This is a genomic window from Marinococcus sp. LNHM5E3-2.1 (assembly GCF_056034365.1).
In genome coordinates this window covers 14,066-31,010 of the sequence record NZ_JBQLIB010000010.1, presented here as the reverse complement: position 1 = coordinate 31,010, position 16,945 = coordinate 14,066, and the positions used below count along the sequence as shown (strand labels likewise).

Genomic DNA, 16,945 nt, shown 5'->3' with positions numbered 1-16,945 from the left:
CTTGTAAAAGCCCTCGCTTTGGAAAAAAGGATCTTTTTTCATTCATTAAGGAGGATTTTCCCATGAGCATGAACATGAAAGTCGAAAGCATGTTAAGCTATCACACATTTGAAGTACCAACAGCAATCAAGCACGGCATCGGTGCCATCAAACATATTGGTGAAGAAATCAAAGCCCTCGGCTCTGACAAAGTACTGCTCGTCACTGACCCGGGTATCCATAATGCAGGCGTAACAAAGCCTGTTATCGAAAACCTTGAAGCTTCCGGTGTAGAGGTCGTTCTCTTTAACAAAGTAGAGCCAAACCCTCCCGTACGCCTTATTGAAGAAGGCTCCAAATTTTACACAGCAGAAAACTGCAATGGTCTGATTGCTGTCGGCGGCGGAAGTTCGATGGATACCGCAAAAGCGATTGGCGTTGAAGCTACCCACGAAGGCTCGATTTTAGATTATGAAGCTGCTGAGGGCAAAAAGCCGCTGGAGCGCCGCATTCCTCCATTCATCACTGTACCGACAACAGCAGGCACTGGCTCTGAAGTAACCCAGTGGGCGGTGATCACAGACGAAGACCGCGAATTTAAATTTAACACTGGCGGCCCGCTCATCCCGGCATACGTAACCATCATTGATCCGGAGCTGCACGTTTCCATGCCTCCGCATATAACTGCCATGACCGGTATTGATGCGATTGCTCACGCAGTGGAATGCTATACAATGAAATTCGCCCAGCCTGTGACAGATGCGGTCGCGCTGCTTGCGATTGAGTACGCTGCAAAATACATCCGCCGTGCCTATGCCGACGGTGAAGATCTTGAAGCCCGCTACGGCATGGCACAGGCTGCAATGCTTGCAGGTCTTTCCTACGGCAGTGAATCTGCCGGTGCTGCGCACGCCATGAGCCAGACACTTGGCGGTATTATTCCAGTAGCACACGGCCAGTGCGTCGCAGCTATGATGGGACCGGTAATGGAATACAACTGGAAAGGTGCCCCGGAGCGTTTTGCACGTGTTGCCCAGGCATTTGGCATCGACACCGTACGCATGAGCACCGAAGAAGCAGCTAAAGCTTCTGTCCAGTATATGTATGATCTCGCGGAAGAACTCGACATTCCTTCCCTCGAGGAGCAGGGCGTAAATCCTGATATGACCGAGCGTCTTGCCAAAGAAGCAATGAATGACCCGCAGACAGAGGGCAATCCCCGCGACTTGAAAGTGTCCGACTACGAGTGGATCTACAAGCGCTGCTTCCACCAGGTGCCAAAAACCGTTTAATATTATCCTTACGCAAAAGCCGGAAAGAGGAGCAGCCTCTTTCCGGCTTTTTTATATTATATAGCACAGGTTTAAAACTCTTCGTATACCGCTGGGTCCTGATCATTTATGCGCCCGTCCGGCTGAGTCAACGAAGCAAGCATTTCCATTTCGCGCTCATCGAGCGAAAAGGAAAAGATCGAAAGGTTTTCAATCTGCCGGCGGGGCGACATTGATTTTGGTATCGGTATTGTGCCCAGCTGATAATGCCAGCGCAGAATAATCTGAGATACCGTTTTATTATGATTATTTGCTATTTTACGAAGCGTCTCATCCTGCAGTACATCGCTCGCCTTTGCCAGCGGACTCCAGGATTCAGTTTGGATGTCATGCTTTTCGTGCCATTTTCTTGATTCTTCCTGATTAAAATACGGATGCAGTTCAATTTGATTGATGCTCGGCTTCACGCCTGTCTCTTTTTCAAGATGTTCCAGGTGTTCCGGCAAAAAGTTACATACCCCGATGGAGCGGACAAGTCCCCATTTTTTAGCCTCAATCAGTGCCTGCCATGCTTCAACGTAATGCCCCTGCTTCGGGTTGGGCCAATGAATCAAATACAGGTCATAGTAATCCAGCCCTGCGCGGTACAGCGATTCCTGGATTGCCGGCACGGCCTTTTCATATTTCTGATAGCGTCCCGGCAGCTTCGACGTTATCCGGAGCTCCTGCCTCGGGACAGAGCTGCGACGCACAGCTTCTCCTATCGTACCCTCATTTTCATAGTTGTATGCCGTATCGATCAGACGGTAGCCTGCATGAATCGCCCGGTCCACAGCATTAGCGCCCTCGTTTCCAATCACCGCCGCGGTCCCAAAACCGATGACTGGAAGCGTCAGGCCATCATTCAGACGGATTTCCGGAATTGAACTATTCATCAATAACTCATCCTTTCCCTGAAAGCTCGAAATGTGTTCATGCTTTTGTTCGGTAGTTCTCTTCCCTTTCCGGAAGGTTTATTAACCTAAAGAAAAAGCCGGAAAAGAAATATAAACTTTTCTGGCCCCAGTACGTATACTATTTTTATCTTCACCGTACTATAAAAGGTTTATATTGAAGAATTTTTCTGCTGTTCTTTTTTCTTCTGCTCCATTAGGCCATGATACACAGCCCCGAGGAGGTTGGAATGCTGACGAAACTTAAAGGCTGCGACCGATGGCTTGATTTTCCCCAGCGGCAGAGATTCCATCATTCTATCCAATTGTTCATTCACTTTTGTAATAAGATCTTCGCGAGCGCTCACTCCGCCACCAATAGTGATTAATTCCGGATCGTACATGTACTGTAGGTTGTAAATGCCTGCCGCTACATAGTAATAAAATTTTTCTACAGCTGCTGCAGCCTCCTGATCATGTTCATCTGCAAGCCGGAAAACATCTTCCCCCGTATAGTCAGCGGGATCTCTTTGTTTCGAATTGGCAAACCGGCGTACCAATGCCTGGGTAGACGCCAATCCGCTCCACGTCTGGCTAAATCCTAACTCCTCTGCATTTAACAGCATGTAGCCAAATTCACCACCGTGCAGATTATTTCCCCGGTGCAGCACTCCGTCCTTAATAATCGCTCCGCCAATGCCTGTTCCAATAACTACCGACAGCATATCCCGGACTTCGGTTCCTGCCCCTTTCCATACTTCCGCATATGCTGCGCAATTCGCATCATTTTCCATATAAACCGGCAGCTGCACTCTTTTCTGAAGCAGTTTTTTTATATTCGGACCATGCAAATAGGGAAGAGCACTGGATCCTTTTATAATACCTTCTTCAGTTACTGCACCCGGTGAGCTCACTGCGACTGCCTGAATAGGAGAGAGCTTTTCACAAAGCTGGCCTACTGTTTCTACTAAAGCATCGACGCTGACAGGGCTTTTGGTTTTTTCTTTTAATTGAATCGTTCCTTCTTCCGTGATTAACGCATATTTTATAAAGGTACCGCCCAGATCTACTGCTAAATACGTATTCATATTATCCCCGCCCTTTTATTTATAAGGCTCTTCTTCCACCTTAAGTGTACGGGTTTTGATCACATTCTGGAACCAATAGGCGGACTTTTTCATGGTCCGGTCCCGATTATTTTCCAGGTCGATGGAGACGAGCCCGTACCGGTTCTTAAACGCGTTCATCGGGGAAACGTTGTCGGAAAAGGCCCAAAGCATATAGCCCCGGCAGTTCACGCCTTCGTTGACGGCCGCCAGAAGCCATGCTAAATGCTCGGTAATAAACGCAATCCGGTAATCATCCTGAATGATTCCCTCCGCATTTTTGAACCGCTGCTCGTTTTCAACCCCCATCCCGTTTTCCGCAATAAACCATTCGATGTTTCCATACTCTTCTTTCATGCGGATCGCCATATCGTACATAATACGCGGAAAGATCTCCCATCCGCGGTAGGGATTCATTTTTTTCCCAGGGAGGTCGAAGGGATCGTAATAGTACCTTGGATGAAACGGAACCTGCTCGTTCCACCCGGACGTCCGTGCCTGCACGCGGTGAGGAAAATACAGGTTCAGTCCGACATAGTCCACGGTATAGCTGCGGATCGTATCCAGGTCTTCCCCGGTCGCGGTAAAGGCAATATCGTGCTTATGCATCAGCTCATACAGCTCTTCCGGATACTCTCCTTTAATCGTTGGATCCAGAAACATCCGGTTAAAAAAAAGATCGTGCTTGTTTGCTGCCTCCTGGTCATGAGGCGCTGTCGAACGGGCATACGTGACTTCTGGATTGAGAATGACACCGATTTTCGCTCCAGTCCTCTCAGCGAGCTGTTTTTCCCGGAATAGTTTCACGACCCGGGCGGTCGCAAGTGTTTTATGAAAGTTCCACTGCATCCACTTTTTGGTGTTCTGTTCAAAGGGATAACGAATCGCATCCAAATACATGCGGGTCTGCGGCACGATGGGCTCATTAAACGTCAGCCAGTGCTTGACCCGGTCCCCGAGCCGGTCCATCACTTTTTCAGCGTATTTTTCGAACAAAAGCACGACATGCTTTGACTCCCATCCGCCGTACCGCTCAAACAGCTCGGCGGGAATCTCGTAATGCTCGAGGCAGATCATCGGCTCTACCCCCTGGGCGATTAATTCATCCACCATGTCCTCCACATACGAAGCATAATCTTCATCAACAATGGCATTTTCATAATCGGTTAAAAACCGGGACCAGTTCACCGAGGTGCGAAAATGCGTCAGACCGATGGTTTTCATGTAGCTGATGTCTTCTTTGTACCGATTTCGGAAATCCGTGGCCACGGCCGGACCATAGCCGTCATGCCAGACATGCCGATTATTTTTATACCAAAGGTCCATATATGAATCCTGGCTCTCCTTCTTCCCGGACCAGCCCTCCGACTGCCAGGCCGACAGCGCGGCCCCGAGCATAAAATTTTCTGGAATAGTTAATGTTTTAGTAGACATATTTTCGTCTCCTTCATTTTAAAAATATCAGCCTTTTACAGCTCCCTGCGTCATACCTTCTACGATTTGCTTTTCCATCAGCAGATAAAAAATGATTGTCGGAACCAGTACAAGGGTTAACCCTGCCATCTGAGCCGGATAATTTGTTGTATAGGCTCCTGCAAAGTTTGCCAGGCCGAGTGGCAGTGTTTGAAGCGCTTCGTCGCTGATAAGCACCAGGGCGAATGCAAACTCGTTCCAGTTATTAATAAAGTTGATGATGACTGCCGTAGCAATGGCCGGCCTTGTCATTGGCAGAATAATGGACCAAAAGATACGGAAGACCCCGCACCCGTCCATAATTGCTGATTCCTCCATTTCCTTCGGGAACGAACTCATAAAGCTGGTAAGTAAAAATACTGTGATAGGCAGATTAAACGCTACATACGGGAAAATTAATGCCCAGTATGTATTTAAAATTCCTAAATTCTGCATAAGAATATACATCGGTACGAGTGTGGCGTGGATCGGGATCAAAAGACCAATCACGAGAAAGCCATAAATGAATTTTTTACCCCGGAATTCAAACCTGGATAAAAAGTAGGCTGCAAGTGCGCCGGAAAAAATAGAAATCAGCACAGCCACCGCCCCGACCAATACACTGTTAAAGAAAAATGTACCGATATTTGCTGTTACCCACGCATCCTGAAAGTTTTCGAAAACCCAATTAGCCGGAAGCCCGAACGGATTTAACGAAAAATCCTGGCTCGTTTTAAATGCGTTCATGATCATCCAGAAGATAGGGTACGCATTCACGATGGTGAATAAAATTAAAATGATGTATACAAGCGTCCGCCGGAGTTTTCTTTTTGTTTTCGCCACAGCGTCCCGGTCTACGGGAGCCGCTTCTCTTGGTTCTACTTTATTTCCCATCATATTTCTTTTCTCCCTTCTCTATGTTCTTTTAACGCCCATTACTTTTGTCGTGATCAAAATCAGGATTAAGCTGAATACGAGAATTAAAATCGAAAGCGCACTTCCATACCCGTAGCTCAAACCTTCAAATGTTTCGCTGTACATATAGGTAGCCATTACCTCTGTGGAATGCGCGGGTCCTCCCTGCGTCATAACATAAATCAAATCAAATGTTTTTAAACTACCGCTTATGCACAGGACAATCGCGACTAAAATAACGTTTCGGATAGAAGGAAGTGTAATGTGAATGATCTTATGCCATTCCCCTGCCCCGTCAAGTTCTGCTGCTTCGAGCAGCTCCTTGGGAATCGTCTGGAGAGCAGAAAGAAATATAATGAAATACAAGCCAACAAACTGCCAGACTATCGTAATTAAAATAGCAAATATGGCGGAATCCGGGTCGCCAAGCCAGTTCTGCTGGAGAAAACCAAGCCCTGTAGTCTCCAGTAAATTATTAAGAAGACCCTGCTCTGAGTTGTAGATCATTCTCCATGTAATAGAGATGACCACGGTCGAAATAACTACTGGAAGAAAACCGATCGTCCGGAAGAACTTCGCTCCTTTAATTTTCCGGTTTAATAATAGAGCCAGACCCAGCCCAATTGGAATTTGTCCAAGTACAGAGGCAAGCACCACTAAAATATTATTACGCAGTGACAGCCAGAACGTAGAATCCTGAAATGCAGTAATGTAATTTTCTATTCCGACAAAGCTCATGGCGGAGAAGCCGTCCCAGGCCATAAAAGAATAGTAGAAAGAAATAAAAATCGGAATAATGCCAAATACCATATAAATAATCAATGGCAGCACCAAACCTAAACCAATTTTCCATGGACTTCTGAGCAAGTGCATTTTTCCCACCCCTTTTTAGAAAACGCTTACATTTTGATTATAAAAGGAGTGGCTTATACAAAAAATCGACTTTTTTAACATAATATCCACATTTATTGAGTATTTGTTGTATTCATAGCCCGGTACTGCGTAGGGGTCGTTCCCTTATATTTCTTGAACACCTTCACAAAATATTTGTACTCGCTGTAGCCGACATATTCGGCAATCTCAAATACCCGGTTTGAAGTAGTGACCAGCAGCTCTGAGGCTTTTTCGATGCGGAGCGTATTTAAATAATCTGAAAAGCTCAATCCTGTTTCCTGCTTGAATAATATACTGAAATAATTTGGAGTAATGAAGTGATCTTCAGCGATCGTTTTTGCCTGCAGATCGTGCTGATAATTGTGCTTCATGTAGCTGAGCACCTGATCAATGATCCAATTAGTTTCTTTTCTGTTTGATAAAGCTCCGGCCATGCGAAGCATATCCTCCATGAAGAAGCTTTGAATATCTTCGACTGTATTATAAATACGCATATCGACATCCTGCTGAAGCTTAAACTCATTTATATCAAACGTCCGCTCCTGTATTTGGGAAAACACCTTGTTTTTTATTACTACTTCAAGCTCTCTCATCATACGGAAGGCTGGTTCAACAGCTGTATCTTTTTCAATTAATTCGTCAAATACTTTCTGTACAAGTTCTTTCGCCTCTCCAGTTCGTCCTTCCATAATAAAAACAGCCAGCTGATCCTGAAAGGCTTTTGTAACCGACAGGGATGGTTCCTGTATTTTTTCATTTAGCCTGGATGTAACGCGTTTAGAGGTACCTCTAATGCTGGTTAAAAATGTATCCGCTTGTTCATAGAGCCTTCGGATATCTTGAAAAGACCCGGAAGCAGACACTGCTGCCTGGACGTTTATCCCTTTCTCTTCGATTTGTTCCTGCAGTTTCGTTATTCGTTCTTTCTTTACAGTCAGGCCCGAGTCGTCCCCACAGCATATATATATCCATTCATTTTCATGCCTCCATACGCGGACGAATTGCTTAGACCACACCGCCAGATTTTCTTCAAACATCTGCATCAACTGCTCTTTCTGCCCTTCTTTTTCTATTCGTCCTTTCCCAAGGGCATATTCCTTTATTTCTGCAACCACTACGTAATAGCTTTCGTACTGTTCTTCCCATCGAACCATTTCTCCAACTGTAATGTGGTGACGGAAAAGCTGTTTTTGCACTGCAAGCTTTAGCTTCTCCCCCGGATCATTATAGTCTTTACTATCATAATGTTTTTTGTGCTGAAGTCGTTTTACGATTGTTAACAGCTCTTCAATGTCGATTGGCTTCAGTAAAAAGTCATTCACTCCCAGGCGGAGAGCCTGTCTAGCGTATTCGAATTCATCATATCCACTGAACATAATCACTTCTATATCCGGATGGAGCGCTGTCAATTCTTCTGTTAAAGCAAGGCCATCCATATTAGGCATCGTAATATCCGTAAGAACGATATCTATTTTGTGCTCTTTTAATATGTCCAATGCCTCGATACCGTCATAAGCTACACCTTCTACCTCTACATCAATGCTTTTCCAATCAATCGTTTGAGAAAGCCCTTCGCAGATCATAGGTTCATCGTCCACGATCAGTATTTTCGTTGTCATTTGCCTCCCCCTCCTCATGGTCGAGGTACGATTCGGTATTTTTTTCTTTTAAAACAGGGAAATGTATTTGAATATGCGTTCCTTTCTTTGCCGGCACCAGATTCAAACCAAAGGCTTCCCCGTAAGTAGTGGTAATACGCTTCTCAATATTTTGCAGCGCAAATCCCTGACGCGATTCAGGAGAGCTGCTTTTTAATTCTTTAATATCCAAAGCCCCAATCAGCCCATTATCTATGACATCTATAATAAGCTTCTCTCCCACCTGATAAGCCCGGACATCGATATGGATCGTCTGTTTATTAGCTCCCATTCCATGCTCAATGCTGTTTTCAATCAAAGGCTGCACAATCATTTTCATGACGGGCACATGCTCCAGTCCTGTTTCCACAAATAATGAGTAATGAAGTTTTGCCCCCATTCTTCGTTTTTGAAGCTCCAAATAACTTTTCGTACTCATTAATTCATCTTCAAGGTCCACCCAAGTGTTGCCCTTGCTTAAGGTATGCCGGAAAATCCGGGAAAGATCTTCAATGCTTTTACCAGTGTTAGGGGCGTTTTCCAGCCTCGCTGACCATCGGATCATGTCCAGCGTATTATATAGAAAATGCGGATTGATCTGACTCTGCATCGCCTTCAGCTCTGATTCCTTCGTCTTGAGCTCCAATTTATATTTTGTATTGATCAATGATTGAATTTCCTGCACCATTCGGTTAAAACGTCTGCTTAGCGTACCGATTTCATCTTTGGAAGCTACTTCCACCCGGGCAGTAAAATCTCCCTTTTCCACCCTTTTAATTTCTCGTGTTAAGGCTCCTATAGGCTTCAAAACAAACATGAAAAAGCCTGTGATGACCAGGATACTTAAAAGAATAGTGCCAATGATAATACCGGCAGTAATATGGCGTACATTGGAAAGCTCCGTTGCTATATACGATTCCTTCACCATAGAAACAAGATATAAATCTTCGAGCTGCTTGGAGGAAACGTAATAATCTTCGCCGTTGTAGCTGTATTTAAAGGGCTCTTCCTGTTCGTTTTTTATTCGCCGCATAAGTGTTTGGTCGGAAAAAGAGCTTCCGGCGGTTTCTTTGTCTGCATGAAGCATCAATGTGCCATCTTCCCTCAGTACAAATAAATCGCTGGAGTCGTTTTCCAGATCGCTCATTAAGTAATCATACAATTGCTGCTCATTTAAGTGGATCCGTACCTCTCCTATTGAATTCGTAAAATCATACCTGCTGTTAATCTGGCGAAACAGGCTGATCACTTTTTTCTCTTCTGCCGGAAAACCCGTCTGCACTTCGTATGGATCTGTCCACAGCACCCGACCCTCCAGTTCTCTCGAGACCTTGACCCACTTCTCATTTTCGTCTTCAACATAGTCCCCCATCATAATGGAACGTCCATTTTCTCCTTCAATAAAAACAGACTGAAAATAACTTTTATTTGTTAAATGAAAGGTGAAAAATGCGCGCAGATTTTCATTCATGTTGCTGAATTCTTCCACCGTGGCTTCTCCGTCTTCAAGGGTCAAATACTGATGGAATTCGTTATTATATATAATGTATTCCGAAATATCCTCAATCTCTCTCATTGTGTTACTTAAGTCAGCTTCAATGGAAGAAAGGTTTTGATTGGAGGTTTCAAGGGCCTGTTGACGAAGAATATTGTTAGACTGATAAAAAAAGATAACGCTTACTGCTAAGATAGGAAGCGTAGCCAGGCAAAGAAATATGATGGTTGATTTTGATTTGAGGCTCCAGTCCTTTACTTGAAGCTTTTTACTCACTGCCCTGCCCTCCTTTCTTTGAACAAAAAGGAGGATAAACCTGGAATTCGGTTATCCTCCTTTTACTTAGTATATACGAAATTGTCTCTGATAGGCAGACAGGCTGAACTACTCTACTTCTTTTTGCAAAGCTTCACCGATTTCTTCCGGCGTCGTTTCCCCTAGAGTTAAAGCCTGAAGCTGGTTTTCAAGTTCATCGTTTAAGCTCGGAGTGAGAGTGGCATCATACACTGGGGCATTTTCTGCCTCCTGCGTAAGCTCCATCATTTCTTTTATAAGCGGATCCAGTTCATCATTTGGATTTTCTACATTTGTCGGTACAATCCGTCCCACCGATTGAAGCTCTTTAAACAACTCCTCGTTATAGAGCCATTTTAAGAATTCTTTGGCTGCTTCTTTTTTCTCGTCAGAGATATCACTGTTAATCGCGCTCGCGCTTCCCATTGTATTTGAAATGCTGTTACGATCCCCTAAAGGAATCGTAGCAAGACCAATATCCTGATCCTCCTGTTTATTTTCAATAATTTCAGTAGCCGCCCAGTTGCCATCCATTACCATGGCAGACTCCTCCTGCAGAAATTGATCTATCATCTGCATACTGTCAATCGTATTCAAATCATTATTAAACGCTTCCATGTTATTTAATTCTTCAATGACCTCAAGACCCTGGATAAACTCTGGATCAGTAAATTTTCTATCTCCATTTTCCACATCCTCCAAAAAGTCAGGACCTGTAAACCGGTCCGCTATAGTGGAGATGTAGACTGACTGCAAAACCCATCCGCCTGAATTTCCAAGAGATATTGGCGTTACATCTTCATCCTTTAGATCTTCAATAAGCTGCAGAAATCCGTCGTAATCTTCAGGAAAGCTGTCATATCCGACCTTACTTAGCATATCCTTGTTATAGTATATAAAATGTGTTGGGTTACTATTTACCGGCACTGCGTATGTGTTGTCTTCTATTGTAAACTCATCAAAGGATCCCTCTTCCAGTAAACCGCTGTCAAGCCAGTAATCCTCTATATCATCAATCGGCTCCACCGCGCCCGCTTCCACAAGCGGTCGGAGCTCTGCTCCCGGCCATACCTGGAATACATCCGGCAGGTCCCCGCCAGCGGCCCGTGTATTTAACCTTGTACGATAATCATCATTCGGTGTTGTATTTACATCCAGTTGGATATCCTCATGTTCATCATTAAATTTATTTACTACTTCCATGAATGCTTCAAAATCAGGACGTCCTGTATCAGCCGATTTCCAGTAGCTGAGCGTTACCACATCGTCATCTCCGCCGCCGCTGCTACTGTCATTTCCGCACGCAGCGAGCCCACCGAGCGCTAGTACACCAGCCAATGAAGCCGCTACCGGCTTTTTCCATCTACTCCCCATGATATATCCCCCTCATTAATGTAATCGCTTTCAAAAATAATCGTATCATGAGGCTTTTAAGGAAGTAATACAACAAAATTTGAATAATATCTACTTTCTTAATCTGAGTGTTTCTTTCCTATTATGTAAAAAGCCGCTTCAGATTCCGGATATCCCAGAAGCCTAAAGCGGCTTTTTTGTATTAATTCCGAATAAACGGGCTTGTTTTTACTTCATACCTCTGATGCCTTGCTTCTTTGAGTAAAAAAACATACTTGGCCTGATGAATTTTAAACTGGATCGTAAGCTCTTCCGACGGCTCCACGCTTTTATTCAACAGTTGCTGATACTGCTCCATTTTTTCCTTCGCATCGTAGATATGGTCCTTCAGCCGTTCGAGCTCCTGTTTTTTCAGCTTCTTTTTCAGTGGCATACAGATCCCCCTACAGCTCGCGACGTCCTTCAATGGCTTTTGATAATGTTACTTCATCAGCGTATTCCAGATCCCCGCCGATTGGCAGACCATGAGCAATTCTTGTCACCTTCATACCAGTTGGTTTTAACAGCTTCGAAATATACATAGCTGTAGCTTCTCCCTCAATAGTCGGGTTCGTCGCGATGATCACTTCCTGAATCTGCTCGTCCTGCAGCCGGGTTAACAGATCCGGCACGTTAATGTCCTCGGGCCCGACACCGTCCATCGGGGAAATCGCCCCGTGCAACACGTGGTACAGCCCTGAAAATTCCCGCATTTTTTCCATAGCTATAACGTCTTTGACGTCCTGCACGACGCATACGATAGAGCGGTCGCGCTGCTTGTCCTGACAGATATAGCATGGATCCGTATCAGTAATGTGGTGGCAGACCGAACAATATGTCAGTTCCCGTTTTGCATTAACAAGCGCTTTGGCAAATTCGAGAACATCGTCTTCTTTCATATCTAATACATAAAAAGCCAGCCGGCCGGCCGTTTTCGGGCCGATGCCGGGCAGCTTCATAAAGCTGTCGATTAATTGCGAAATAGGTGTCGGATACTGCACCTGATCTCCTCCTAGAACATTCCGGGAATGTTCATTCCTTTAGTAAATTTCCCCATGTCCTGCTCAACAAGCTCATCCACTTTCTTCAGTGCTTCGTTCATTGCTGCAAGCATAAGGTCCTGAAGCATTTCAACATCGTCCGGATCAACAACATCTTCGTCAATTTCAATGTCTAAAATCTGTTTATCCCCGGAAGCTACTACTTTTACAGCTCCGCCGCCGGCAGTTGCTTCTACCGATTTTTCCTTCAGTTCTTCCTGAGCTTTCTGCATATCCTTCTGCATTTTCTGCATCTGCTTCATCATATTTGCCTGGTTTTTCATTATAAATTCCTCCTCATATTAGTGATCCACGACTTCGACAAACTCAGAGCCGAAGCGCTTCACTGCTTCTTCCACCAACGGATCCGGCGCCTCTTCCTGTGAATTTTCCGGAGCTTCGGCTTCTTCGCTCTCTGCTGCTTCCGTTCCATTTTCCTGCTGATGCTGCTTATAATCTTCCTTAACCCTTTCCCATTCATTTGAAAGGATCGTGTATGGCTCCAGTTCTTTCCCTGTGATTTCCCGAAGGGCGTCGATAACTTCCTGGCGGAACTTTGTTTCAATCATATTGCGGTGCATTTCGTTTTTAAAAGCCAAAAGCACGGCTGTTTCATTCACAATCACTGGTTTAGAGTTGTTCAGCCAAGCATGTCCGGGCACGCTTCTCGCCCGCATCGCATTCATCACATTGTTCCATTGATTGGCCAGGTCCTGCAGGTCCTGCTTCGTCGCTGTTTTTAGAATCTCTTTAACTTTACCCTGTGACGGGGAAGAAGAAGCTCCTTTTTTGGAAGCACGCCTGGCCGGCTCCGGCTTCGGCTCTTCAGCTGCCGAAGCTTCCTGAACCGAAGCTGCCGGGGGCCCTGGTTTTTCTTTCAATGCTTTTTCAAGCGACGCAATACGGTTTTCGAGACGCTCAGTTCTGTCATCCGAAATACTGCTTTCTGCCACCGGGGCGGTACCTCCGGAAGAGAGGTGGCAGGACTGAATCAGCGCAACCTCCAAAAAGATTTTAGGATGACTAGACCAGCGCATATCCTGGTGAATTTTATTTAACTGATCAATCATCTGGTAAATCCATTCTGCCGGGACATCAGAAGACAGGGATTCAAATTCCTGATCAAGTGTAGCCCGGTCCAGCAGCTCCTGCATCCCCGGAGCTGCCTGGTGCAGCAGCATATCCCGGAGATAGTAGATGATGTCTTCCATAAAACGAACCGGGTCTTTGCCTTCCTTTACCAGACGGTCGGCTGCCTGCACCGCTTCAGCTGTATTCTGTTCCTTCAATGCACGCACGGTATCTGTCAAAAACTGCTGCGAAACGGCACCGGTGATCGCCAGTACGTCTTCTGCCTGTACCGCATCTTCAGCAAACGACATTGCCTGGTCAAGCAGGCTGAGGGCATCCCTCATTCCACCCTCCGCCGCCCGGGCAATCAGGTAAAGTGCCTGCTCCTCCGCTGAATCCTGCTGCTCCTCAAGTATATATTTCATGCGTTCGACCAGCGTCTCCGGCTGGATACGCTTAAAATCAAAACGCTGACAGCGGGAAACAATTGTAAGCGGAATTTTATGCGGCTCCGTGGTCGCCAAAATAAAAACAGCATGCTTCGGAGGCTCTTCCAATGTTTTCAGCAGCGCATTGAAAGCCCCGGTCGACAGCATGTGCACCTCATCGATAATATACACTTTATAACGGATATCCCTCGGAGCGGCAATCACGTTTTCGCGGATATAACGAATTTCATCCACTCCGTTATTGGAGGCAGCGTCAATTTCTATCACGTCAACGACTGAACCGTCCATAATGCCTCTGCAGGCATCACACTCGTTACATGGTTCAGCTGTCGGAGCCTGCACACAGTTAATTGCTTTGGCGAAGATCTTAGCGGCACTCGTTTTTCCTGTTCCTCTTGGACCGCTGAATAAGTAAGCATGGGAGAATTTTTCCTGCACGAGGGCGTTTTGAAGCGTTTTTGTAATATGTTCCTGGCCCACTACGTCTTCGAGCAGCTGCGGCCGCCACATCCGGTATAAAGCTTGATGGCCCAACCATGTTTCCCCCCTTCTTTTCCGTTTCTTCCTCTATCCATTATACCTATTTATAAAGGTATTTTCAAAACTCAAACGACCTGAGGAGGCATGCAAATATAAAAATAAAACGACCCCTGAAACGGAATCGTTTAGCTGATATGTTTATAGAGCCGTGCACCTTTCTTCGACAATATTTTCATAAGCGTTACCTGCGCAGTTTGCTCGGTCCAGGCAGCTCTGCGGCACACGGAAGAGTCCGCTTACTGCTGCTTCCTTCCGGACCTGACAGGGTTCGCGGGTTTCCGTTGCGCAGAACCTGGACGTCAACACCACTTACGCAGGGCAGACCCTACAAAAATAAAGCCTCGGAAAGGGATTCGGTCTTGCTATAGCGGATTGCAAGTACAGGGCACCGCTACCTCCCCACTTAGCACGGCAAATGGGTTCACTCTATTTAGGCACTTCTAATTGAAGCGCATTAATAAGTATATCTATTTTTTCGATAATATGCAACCGGTGAAGTTTAATCGGCAGACATGGATTTACAAGAGCTTTTACCGACTTCTTTTTCTTCCCATTCGGCAATTTTTTCTTTAATCAGATGAGGTGGTGTATGCATGATTTGCTCAGCCGGAACATTCAGCTTTTCGGAAAGCTTTTGCGCCGTTTCCACGGTAAATTGATTTGAACGCACTGGAAAACCTCCTGTTTATTCAATAATTTTGTTAAATATAGCACGGCCTGCTTCTATATTCCAAATAGAATTAAACGACTGTAGAGCTATTCCCCGTTTTCTTTCTTTTTATTCTTTTTCTTATCTCTCATTCGCCGGAAAAATGACGTGAGAAGACGTGCACAGGTGGTGCTTTCAACTTCGGGAATGACGTCACAGCGGTGATTAAAGCGCTCCTCCTGAAGCAGGTTCATCAGCGTTCCGGCGCAGCCTGCCTTTGGGTCGTACGCTCCAAAAACGACGGAAGGCACCCGGGACTGCACAATAGCCCCTGCGCACATCGGACACGGTTCAAGCGTAACGTAAAGCGTGCATTCCTCAAGCCGCCAGCTGTTTAAAAACGTACAGGCTTCCTGAATGGCAATCATCTCAGCATGAGCAGAGGCCTGCTGATCTTCCTCACGCCTGTTTCGTCCCCGACCGATCACTTCATTCTGATAAACGATGACCGCACCGATCGGCACTTCTCCAGCTGCTTCTGCCTGCTCTGCCTCGCGGATGGCTTCCTGCATCCAATATGTATGTAGATCCATTACTGTCTGCCCTCTTTTCACTCGTAACGGATAGTGGCGTTAAAAAAAACTGCCGTCTCGGGCAGTTATCACTGGTAAATTAATGGCGGAGGAGGAGGGATTCGAACCCCCGCGGGCCGCAAAGCCCCTGGCGGTTTTCAAGACCGCTCCCTTCAGCCAGACTTGGGTACTCCTCCGTGCTGAAAAATATGTAGCTTGGTGACTGACAACGATAATCATAGCACAGGCCCAACCGTTGATCAACCCATACAGAAAGAAAATTTCCCCGTTCCTCTACGGCTTATGGAACGGGGAGATATATTTTATACCGGTGCCTGCTGCTGCATCTCTTCAAATTCTTTACTTGTGCACAGCACGTAGTGATCCTTTGTTACTTCCCGGAATTCAGGCTCTTCGCTCTGGTCATGATCTTCCGGGTTATAAGCAAGCCGGCGTCTTGTGCGTTCGTGTACCGGGTCCGGCTGTGGAATCGCGGATAGAAGCGATTTCGTATACGGATGCAGTGGATTTCTGTAAAGCTCTTCACTCGAAGCAAGCTCTACCAGACGTCCAAAATACATGACACCTATACGGTCGCTGATATATTTTACCATGGACAAGTCGTGGGCAATAAACAAGTACGTTAAATCCTCTTCCCGCTGAAGCTTTTTCATTAAGTTAACGACCTGTGCCTGAATCGACACATCGAGAGCCGAAATAGGTTCATCGGCAATGATAAATTCCGGCTTCACAGCCAGCGCCCGCGCGATTCCGATCCGCTGGCGCTGGCCCCCGCTGAATTCGTGTGGATAACGCTCCGCGTGTTCCCTGCTCAGCCCGACCGTTTCTAGCAGATCATACACACGTTGACGCCGCTCCTCTTTATCCTTTGCAAGTCCGTGAATATCAATGCCTTCCGCGATAATATCAATGACCTTCATCCGCGGGTTCAACGAGGAATATGGATCCTGGAAAATCATCTGCATCTGGCGGTTAAATTTTTTCAGCTCCGCCTTGGATTTTTTCCCCTGCACATTTTCTCCCTTGAACAAAACCTCGCCGCTAGTCGCTTCATACAGGCGGATAATCGAGCGCCCGGTCGTTGACTTTCCGCAGCCCGATTCTCCTACAAGGCCAAACGTTTCACCTTTATATATATCAAAATTCAAGCCATCGACTGCCCGAACGACACTCTTTCTGCCTGTTTTAAAGTGCTGACTCAGATTTTTGATTTCCAGTAATTTCTCATCACTCATA

The 16,945-nt window shown here is 45.8% G+C and carries 16 protein-coding genes, 1 tRNA gene and 1 other RNA gene; 1 reads left to right on the top strand and 17 read right to left on the bottom strand.

Annotated elements, in window-relative coordinates:
* Positions 1-62: 62 nt before the first annotated feature.
* A complete protein-coding gene (locus ACTRXH_RS11745; protein WP_474282216.1) occupies positions 63-1,271 on the top strand; it encodes an iron-containing alcohol dehydrogenase in 1,209 nt (402 codons plus the stop codon).
* A 71-nt stretch (positions 1,272-1,342) separates the two neighbouring features.
* Here the strand turns inward: ACTRXH_RS11745 and ACTRXH_RS11740 are convergent, their stop codons facing one another.
* The 17 genes from ACTRXH_RS11740 to ACTRXH_RS11660 all read right to left on the bottom strand — a co-directional run bounded on the left by ACTRXH_RS11740 (position 1,343) and on the right by ACTRXH_RS11660 (position 16,944).
* Positions 1,343-2,185: an aldo/keto reductase gene (locus ACTRXH_RS11740; protein ID WP_474261205.1), complete on the bottom strand. Its 843-nt coding sequence runs from the start codon at positions 2,183-2,185 to the stop codon at positions 1,343-1,345.
* Between the two features lie 170 nt (positions 2,186-2,355).
* On the bottom strand, positions 2,356-3,270 hold the full coding sequence (locus tag ACTRXH_RS11735) for an ROK family protein (protein ID WP_474282214.1): 915 nt from the start codon (positions 3,268-3,270) through the stop codon (positions 2,356-2,358).
* 15 nt (positions 3,271-3,285) lie between these two features.
* Entirely contained in the window at positions 3,286-4,722 is a 1,437-nt protein-coding gene (locus tag ACTRXH_RS11730) for a glycoside hydrolase family 1 protein (RefSeq protein WP_474277752.1), read from the bottom strand.
* Positions 4,723-4,749: 27 nt separating this feature from the next.
* Entirely contained in the window at positions 4,750-5,637 is an 888-nt protein-coding gene (locus tag ACTRXH_RS11725; RefSeq protein WP_474261208.1) for a carbohydrate ABC transporter permease, read from the bottom strand.
* Between the two features lie 18 nt (positions 5,638-5,655).
* Positions 5,656-6,528 carry a carbohydrate ABC transporter permease gene (locus ACTRXH_RS11720; RefSeq protein WP_474261209.1) on the bottom strand — a complete coding sequence of 291 codons (873 nt, stop codon included), beginning with the start codon at positions 6,526-6,528 and terminating at the stop codon, positions 5,656-5,658.
* A gap of 92 nt (positions 6,529-6,620) precedes the next feature.
* Positions 6,621-8,168, bottom strand: coding sequence for a response regulator transcription factor (locus ACTRXH_RS11715; RefSeq protein WP_474261210.1), 1,548 nt, complete (start codon positions 8,166-8,168; stop codon positions 6,621-6,623).
* The gene (locus ACTRXH_RS11710; protein WP_474282212.1) at positions 8,137-9,957 is read right to left on the bottom strand and encodes a sensor histidine kinase; all 1,821 of its coding nucleotides are present in this window, start codon (positions 9,955-9,957) and stop codon (positions 8,137-8,139) included. Before ACTRXH_RS11710 ends, ACTRXH_RS11715 begins: the two co-directional genes overlap by 32 nt.
* Positions 9,958-10,065: 108 nt before the next feature.
* Positions 10,066-11,349, bottom strand: a complete 1,284-nt coding sequence (locus ACTRXH_RS11705; RefSeq protein ID WP_474282210.1) for an ABC transporter substrate-binding protein — start codon at positions 11,347-11,349, stop codon at positions 10,066-10,068.
* 181 nt (positions 11,350-11,530) lie between these two features.
* Positions 11,531-11,761 carry a YaaL family protein gene (locus ACTRXH_RS11700; protein ID WP_474261213.1) on the bottom strand — a complete coding sequence of 77 codons (231 nt, stop codon included), beginning with the start codon at positions 11,759-11,761 and terminating at the stop codon, positions 11,531-11,533.
* A 10-nt stretch (positions 11,762-11,771) separates the two neighbouring features.
* Positions 11,772-12,368 carry a recombination mediator RecR gene (gene recR, locus ACTRXH_RS11695; RefSeq protein WP_091615138.1) on the bottom strand — a complete coding sequence of 199 codons (597 nt, stop codon included), beginning with the start codon at positions 12,366-12,368 and terminating at the stop codon, positions 11,772-11,774.
* Between the two features lie 11 nt (positions 12,369-12,379).
* Complete coding sequence (locus ACTRXH_RS11690) at positions 12,380-12,691, bottom strand: YbaB/EbfC family nucleoid-associated protein (RefSeq protein ID WP_022792923.1); 312 nt, start codon at positions 12,689-12,691, stop codon at positions 12,380-12,382.
* Between the two features lie 18 nt (positions 12,692-12,709).
* Positions 12,710-14,461 (bottom strand): DNA polymerase III subunit gamma/tau, encoded by a 1,752-nt coding sequence (gene dnaX, locus ACTRXH_RS11685; RefSeq protein WP_474261214.1) that lies wholly within the window; start codon positions 14,459-14,461, stop codon positions 12,710-12,712.
* A gap of 152 nt (positions 14,462-14,613) precedes the next feature.
* Positions 14,614-14,879, bottom strand: an RNA gene (gene ffs / locus ACTRXH_RS11680) — signal recognition particle sRNA large type.
* 87 nt (positions 14,880-14,966) lie between these two features.
* Positions 14,967-15,137 (bottom strand): YycC family protein, encoded by a 171-nt coding sequence (locus tag ACTRXH_RS11675; RefSeq protein ID WP_322525327.1) that lies wholly within the window; start codon positions 15,135-15,137, stop codon positions 14,967-14,969.
* Positions 15,138-15,223: 86 nt separating this feature from the next.
* Positions 15,224-15,709 carry a tRNA adenosine(34) deaminase TadA gene (gene tadA, locus ACTRXH_RS11670; RefSeq protein ID WP_474261215.1) on the bottom strand — a complete coding sequence of 162 codons (486 nt, stop codon included), beginning with the start codon at positions 15,707-15,709 and terminating at the stop codon, positions 15,224-15,226.
* Positions 15,710-15,792: 83 nt separating this feature from the next.
* Positions 15,793-15,885 (bottom strand) — tRNA-Ser (locus ACTRXH_RS11665).
* Positions 15,886-16,011: 126 nt separating this feature from the next.
* The gene (locus ACTRXH_RS11660; RefSeq protein ID WP_474261391.1) at positions 16,012-16,944 is read right to left on the bottom strand and encodes an ABC transporter ATP-binding protein; all 933 of its coding nucleotides are present in this window, start codon (positions 16,942-16,944) and stop codon (positions 16,012-16,014) included.
* Between the last annotated feature and the right edge of the window lies 1 nt (position 16,945).

Coding starts and splice junctions, on each gene's coding strand:
- ACTRXH_RS11735 (WP_474282214.1), bottom strand. CDS start 3,270: ATGAATACGTATTTAGCAGTAGATCTGGGCGGTACCTTTATAAAATAT.
- ACTRXH_RS11730 (WP_474277752.1), bottom strand. CDS start 4,722: ATGTCTACTAAAACATTAACTATTCCAGAAAATTTTATGCTCGGGGCC.
- ACTRXH_RS11705 (WP_474282210.1), bottom strand. CDS start 11,349: ATGGGGAGTAGATGGAAAAAGCCGGTAGCGGCTTCATTGGCTGGTGTA.
- ACTRXH_RS11745 (WP_474282216.1), top strand. CDS start 63: ATGAGCATGAACATGAAAGTCGAAAGCATGTTAAGCTATCACACATTT.
- ACTRXH_RS11660 (WP_474261391.1), bottom strand. CDS start 16,944: ATGAGTGATGAGAAATTACTGGAAATCAAAAATCTGAGTCAGCACTTT.
- ACTRXH_RS11690 (WP_022792923.1), bottom strand. CDS start 12,691: ATGAAAAACCAGGCAAATATGATGAAGCAGATGCAGAAAATGCAGAAG.
- ACTRXH_RS11715 (WP_474261210.1), bottom strand. CDS start 8,168: ATGACAACGAAAATACTGATCGTGGACGATGAACCTATGATCTGCGAA.
- tadA (WP_474261215.1), bottom strand. CDS start 15,709: ATGGATCTACATACATATTGGATGCAGGAAGCCATCCGCGAGGCAGAG.
- ACTRXH_RS11740 (WP_474261205.1), bottom strand. CDS start 2,185: ATGAATAGTTCAATTCCGGAAATCCGTCTGAATGATGGCCTGACGCTT.
- ACTRXH_RS11720 (WP_474261209.1), bottom strand. CDS start 6,528: ATGCACTTGCTCAGAAGTCCATGGAAAATTGGTTTAGGTTTGGTGCTG.
- ACTRXH_RS11725 (WP_474261208.1), bottom strand. CDS start 5,637: ATGATGGGAAATAAAGTAGAACCAAGAGAAGCGGCTCCCGTAGACCGG.
- ACTRXH_RS11700 (WP_474261213.1), bottom strand. CDS start 11,761: ATGCCACTGAAAAAGAAGCTGAAAAAACAGGAGCTCGAACGGCTGAAG.